6 protein-coding genes are annotated in these 4,921 nt (G+C 40.2%); 5 read left to right on the forward strand and 1 reads right to left on the reverse strand.

Annotated elements, in window-relative coordinates; genetic code table 11:
• Window positions 1-317 precede the first annotated feature (317 nt).
• Window positions 318-530 carry a helix-turn-helix domain-containing protein gene (locus FFR48_RS25325; RefSeq protein ID WP_096565886.1) on the forward strand — a complete coding sequence of 71 codons (213 nt, stop codon included), beginning with the start codon at window positions 318-320 and terminating at the stop codon, window positions 528-530.
• Here the strand turns inward: FFR48_RS25325 and FFR48_RS25330 are convergent.
• The gene (locus FFR48_RS25330; RefSeq protein ID WP_162501964.1) at window positions 467-604 is read right to left on the reverse strand and encodes a hypothetical protein; all 138 of its coding nucleotides are present in this window, start codon (window positions 602-604) and stop codon (window positions 467-469) included. The two genes, FFR48_RS25325 and FFR48_RS25330, sit on opposite strands and share 64 nt — an antisense overlap.
• 98 nt (window positions 605-702) lie before the next feature.
• Between FFR48_RS25330 and FFR48_RS25335 the strand changes: the two genes are divergently transcribed.
• The 4 genes from FFR48_RS25335 (at window position 703) to FFR48_RS25350 (ending at window position 4,801) form a co-directional block, all read left to right on the forward strand.
• Window positions 703-1,686 carry an alpha-ketoacid dehydrogenase subunit beta gene (locus FFR48_RS25335; RefSeq protein ID WP_096565884.1) on the forward strand — a complete coding sequence of 328 codons (984 nt, stop codon included), beginning with the start codon at window positions 703-705 and terminating at the stop codon, window positions 1,684-1,686.
• A gap of 120 nt (window positions 1,687-1,806) precedes the next feature.
• A complete protein-coding gene (gene secD / locus FFR48_RS25340; protein WP_137669273.1) occupies window positions 1,807-3,219 on the forward strand; it encodes a protein translocase subunit SecD in 1,413 nt (470 codons plus the stop codon).
• Window positions 3,216-4,178 (forward strand): protein translocase subunit SecF, encoded by a 963-nt coding sequence (gene secF / locus FFR48_RS25345; RefSeq protein WP_137669271.1) that lies wholly within the window; start codon window positions 3,216-3,218, stop codon window positions 4,176-4,178. Before secD ends, secF begins: the two co-directional genes overlap by 4 nt.
• Before the next feature lie 206 nt (window positions 4,179-4,384).
• Entirely contained in the window at window positions 4,385-4,801 is a 417-nt protein-coding gene (locus tag FFR48_RS25350) for a hypothetical protein (RefSeq protein ID WP_137669272.1), read from the forward strand.
• Window positions 4,802-4,921: the final 120 nt, after the last annotated feature.

Raw genomic sequence — 4,921 nt, forward strand, 5'->3', positions numbered from 1 at the left:
CGGAAAAAGTGTGCATTTTTGGGGATTTCAAGAGATGGCAAAGAAATTTTCAAATCTCCTCCTGACTCCTGACTCCTGACTCCTGACTCCTATGCCCTCACGGAAAGACTTTCTCAGCAACCCCTAAATAAAGGATTGACGTAGTTGGATTTTGTGGTTTCTAGTGTTATCATGGTTTTAGGTTTTTCCTTTAGGATTAATGCCTAGAGGCAGAAATTTATGATTATGATTGCCGATCGCTCTTTCGTTTGGTAGACTAGGGGCGATCGCTTTTTATGTTATAACTATAATGGACTATAATTAGGCTTTTGTCAAGTATGGGTTTGGTGAGGTTGCGGGTTAAAGAATTTGCAGCGGAGAAGGGCTGGACACTCAAGGAAGTTTCTGACCGTTCAGGAATAGCATACACCACGCTGAAAAATTATGCGAAGTCTCCGGGGTTAGCTTCGGTGGATGTTACTTCTCTTCACAAGTTGGCACGGATATTTGATGTTATGATTGAAGACTTGTATGAAATAGTCAAGGAATAGGTGACTGGTGATTGGTGATTGGTGACTGGTGACTGGTGACTGGTGACTGGTGACTGGGAGGGTGAATAACCCATTACCCATTACCCATTACTAATAAGAGTGCGATCGCTGACGTTATTAAGGACGGAGGCACGATAAAATTTAAAAACATTAAATTGTGATAAAGGTCTAAATGGCAGAAACACTATTTTTTAACGCTCTACGGGAAGCTATTGACGAAGAAATGTCCCGCGACTCTAGCGTATTTGTTTTAGGTGAAGATGTAGGACACTACGGCGGTTCTTATAAAGTCACCAAAGACCTATGCAAAAAGTATGGTGATCTGCGAGTATTAGATACCCCTATTGCGGAAAATAGCTTTACCGGTTTGGCAGTGGGAGCAGCAATGACAGGGTTAAGACCGATCATTGAAGGGATGAACATGGGCTTTTTGCTCCTCGCTTTCAACCAAATTTCTAACAATGCGGGAATGTTGCGTTACACTTCCGGCGGTAACTTTAAAATTCCCATGGTCATCCGTGGTCCTGGTGGTGTGGGAAGACAGCTAGGTGCAGAACACTCCCAAAGACTAGAAGCATATTTCCAAGCAGTTCCCGGTTTAAAAATTGTCGCTTGTTCCACACCTTACAATGCTAAAGGGTTACTAAAAGCAGCGATCCGCGATGATAACCCAGTGTTATTTTTTGAACACGTTTTACTTTACAACTTAAAAGAAAATCTACCCGAAGAAGAATATGTACTCCCACTTGATAAAGCAGAAGTAGTACGTTCTGGGAAAGATGTTACCATCCTTACCTATTCGCGGATGCGGTATCATGTCCTGCAAGCGGTGAAAACCTTGGAAAAACAAGGATATGATCCAGAAGTTATTGATTTAATATCCCTGAAACCTTTAGATTTTGATACTATTGGCGCTTCAATACGGAAAACCCACCGTGTAATAGTTGTGGAAGAGTGTATGAGAACTGGGGGTATAGGTGCAGAATTAACCGCTTCTATTAATGATAGGTTGTTTGATGAATTGGATGCGCCTGTACTGCGGCTGTCTTCCCAAGATATCCCCACACCTTACAACGGTAACTTAGAAAGGTTGACTATTGTGCAACCAGAGCAAATTGTCGAAGCTGTGCAGAAAATGATGGCTTTGCGAGTGTAGGAAAATTGATAATTGATAATTGTCAATTATCCATTGTCAATTGTCAATTATTCCCTCATCTTCTACTCAAACCTGACAAAAAGAAAGTTATCATAGCCTTTGTCAGTTGTGAGTGATGGTATGGAAAAACAGCGATCGCTACTAGCGTTAATTATAGTGTTGGTAATCGCCGCGATTACGGTGATTGCCACAATTCCTGTACCCTTGGGGTTAGACTTGCGGGGAGGATCACAGCTTACTATTCAGGTGAAAACAACCGAGGAAATCAAAGAAATCACGGAACGAGAACTAGAAGCTGTGCAGAAAGTAGTTGAAGGTCGTATTAACGGTCTTGGTGTTTCTGAACCGGTAATTCAAACAGTAGGTACTGATAAAATTTTAGTGCAGTTACCTGGGGTAAATGACCCAGAACAGGCAGAAAAGGTACTGGGGGGTACAGCACAGTTAGAATTTCGGTTACAAAAGCCGGATACAGATACTCAACTACTGGCCTTTAGAGTATCAGAAACAGAACTGAAAAATAAGCAAGAAGAATTAAGAACAAGCAATGATGCAGATGCTATTGCTAAAAATCAAGAAGATATCAAGAAAAATCAGCAGTCCATCGCCGAATTATTTGCCAGCACTGATCCACCATTAACTGGTAAATACCTCAAAGATGCCTACGGTGAACCCACCCAAGGTAATAATTGGAATGTTGTCCTGCGCTTCGATACCAAGGGTGGTGAACTTTTTGCAGACCTGACTAAAAGGTTAGCAGGAACAGGTCGCGCTATCGGTATTTTTCTGGATAATGAATTAATTAGTTATCCCACAGTAGGCGTAGAATTTGCAGCCACTGGGATCACAGGCGGTTCTGCTATCATTACAGGCAGATTCCAAGCAGAAGAAGCCAATAACTTAGGTGTACAGTTACGAGGAGGTGCGTTACCTGTACCTGTGGAAATTGCTGAAAGAAGAACAGTAGGCGCTAGTTTGGGTCAAGATAGTATTCAAAGCAGCATTTACGCCGGTATCGGTGGTCTGATGTTAGTCTTAATTTTCATGGTGGTTTATTACAGACTACCAGGACTAATTGCAGATGTATCGTTATTGATCTATTCTCTTTTAACCTGGGCTACCTTTTGTTTGCTGGGCGTTACCCTGACTTTACCAGGAATTGCTGGTTTTATTCTCAGTATTGGCATGGCTGTTGATGCCAATGTATTAATTTTTGAACGAACCAGAGAAGAATTAAGAGCAGGTAAATCTTTATATCGCTCTGTAGAATCTGGTTTTTATCGGGCATTTTCCAGTATTTTAGATAGTAATGTTACTACCTGGATTGCTTGCGCGGCTCTGTTTTACTTGGGTTCTGGGTTAGTTAAAGGTTTTGCCCTCACCTTGGCTTTAGGGGTTGCTGTGAGTATGTTTACTGCTATTACCTGTAGTCGCACCTTGATGTTTATAGCAATTTCCATTCCCGCTTGGCGGAAAACAGAACTTTACTGTCCTAACTTGACAGCAGCAAATAAGACAGAGGTGGCTAGATGACATTACGTATTAATAAAGCGCGATCGCTGTGGTGGGCTATTTCCGCAGCCGTCATTCTCAGTGGTATCATCTCAATGGTGATATCTTGGCAAAATCCCAATATTAAAGCCCCGTTACGTCCTGGTTTAGATTTTATCGGTGGTACGCGGTTACAATTGGTGAGAGATTGTAGTCAACCTGGTAACTGTGATCAACCAATAGATATTAATGTGGTGCGGGAAGTTGCCAAAGAACAGGGATTGGGAGATAGTAGTATTCAATTAATTTCGGAAAATGGCCAGGAAAATGGCATCACTATCCGTAGTAAAAACCTGGAAACTGACCAAAGAACTAAATTACAAGCGGCTTTAAGTGAAAAAGTCGGTGCTTTTGATCCGCAAAAAAACCAAATTGACTCTGTGGGTCCAACATTAGGAAGAGAACTGTTTAGAACTGGAGTTATAGCTTTAGCAGTTTCCTTTTTGGGTATTGTTGTTTATTTGAGTTTCCGTTTCCAGTGGGATTATGCTTTGTTTGCGATCGTTGCCACATTTCACGATCTCTTGGTGACGGTAGGAATATTCTCAATTTTGGGTTTGGTTTTAGGTGCAGAAGTAGATAGTCTCTTTATTGTTGCCTTACTGACTATTACAGGATTCTCTGTTAATGATACAGTGGTAATTTATGACCGCATCCGAGAAAATATTAAAAATCATCCCCAAACACCAATTGCAGAAATAGTTGATGATGCTGTAAATCAAACGTTAAGCAGATCAATCAACACAACTTTAACAACTATGTTGTCTTTGTTTGCTATTTTCCTGTTTGGTGGGGAAACTTTAAAATATTTTTCTCTGGCTTTAATTATTGGTTTTATCGCCGGGGCTTATTCTAGTATTTTCATTGCTAGTACCTTGTTAACATTGTGGCGAGAACGCAATGAATATACAATAGATAAAATTAATACATCTGTTGATTAAGGAGTCAGGAGTCAGTAGGGGCGAAGCATTCGGATAAAAATATTTCACTCGTCACTCGTTCCCAGTCTCCAGACTGGGAATGTAAACCTAGAGGTTCTACCTCTATCACTCGTTTCACTCGTTCCCATTCTCCAGACTGGAAATGTAAACCTAGAGGTTCTACCGTGAGGTTAACATCTATTTTAGGTAGGGAGTGTCAATAACTTATGGACTCACAAGAAGAACCAACAATTAATTACTCAAACCTAGAAAATTCTGATGCTACTTTTGTTCAACAGGTACAGAGATTACACCAGCTAACAGTATATGGCAGGTGGTTATTTGTTTGTTGTTTATGGGTGATTATTGCTCCTGTGTGTCTGTGGAATTTACGCACTGAGTTTACCTTGTGGCAACAATATTTTACCTGGGTAGCTGTGCGATATGCCCTGGCTTTTCATCCATTTGCTACTGTGGGTTTAGCTTTTTGTATTGGGATGACGGTTTCTGTTTTAATTTGGCAAATTCGCAATATTTTGATCGGTTTACCGCAACCGGAAAAGCAACGTTTAGAACAGCAGGTTTTTAAGATACGTCAACAAGGACCGAGTCATCCTTTATGGAAATTGGTAATTGGTAATTGATAATTGATAATTGATAATTGATAATTGATAATTGATAATTGATAATTGATAATTGATAATTGATAATTGATAATTGATAATTGATAATTGATAATTGATAATTGATAATTGATAATTGAT

This window comes from Sphaerospermopsis reniformis (genome assembly GCF_005402885.1).
Taxonomy (GTDB): domain Bacteria; phylum Cyanobacteriota; class Cyanobacteriia; order Cyanobacteriales; family Nostocaceae; genus Sphaerospermopsis; species Sphaerospermopsis kisseleviana.

Bases quoted from the DNA above. Each gene is read 5' to 3' on its own strand.
- FFR48_RS25325 (WP_096565886.1), top strand. From the start codon at position 318: ATGGGTTTGGTGAGGTTGCGGGTTAAAGAATTTGCAGCGGAGAAGGGC.
- FFR48_RS25330 (WP_162501964.1), bottom strand. From the start codon at position 604: ATGGGTTATTCACCCTCCCAGTCACCAGTCACCAGTCACCAGTCACCA.
- FFR48_RS25335 (WP_096565884.1), top strand. From the start codon at position 703: ATGGCAGAAACACTATTTTTTAACGCTCTACGGGAAGCTATTGACGAA.
- secD (WP_137669273.1), top strand. From the start codon at position 1,807: ATGGAAAAACAGCGATCGCTACTAGCGTTAATTATAGTGTTGGTAATC.
- secF (WP_137669271.1), top strand. From the start codon at position 3,216: ATGACATTACGTATTAATAAAGCGCGATCGCTGTGGTGGGCTATTTCC.
- FFR48_RS25350 (WP_137669272.1), top strand. From the start codon at position 4,385: ATGGACTCACAAGAAGAACCAACAATTAATTACTCAAACCTAGAAAAT.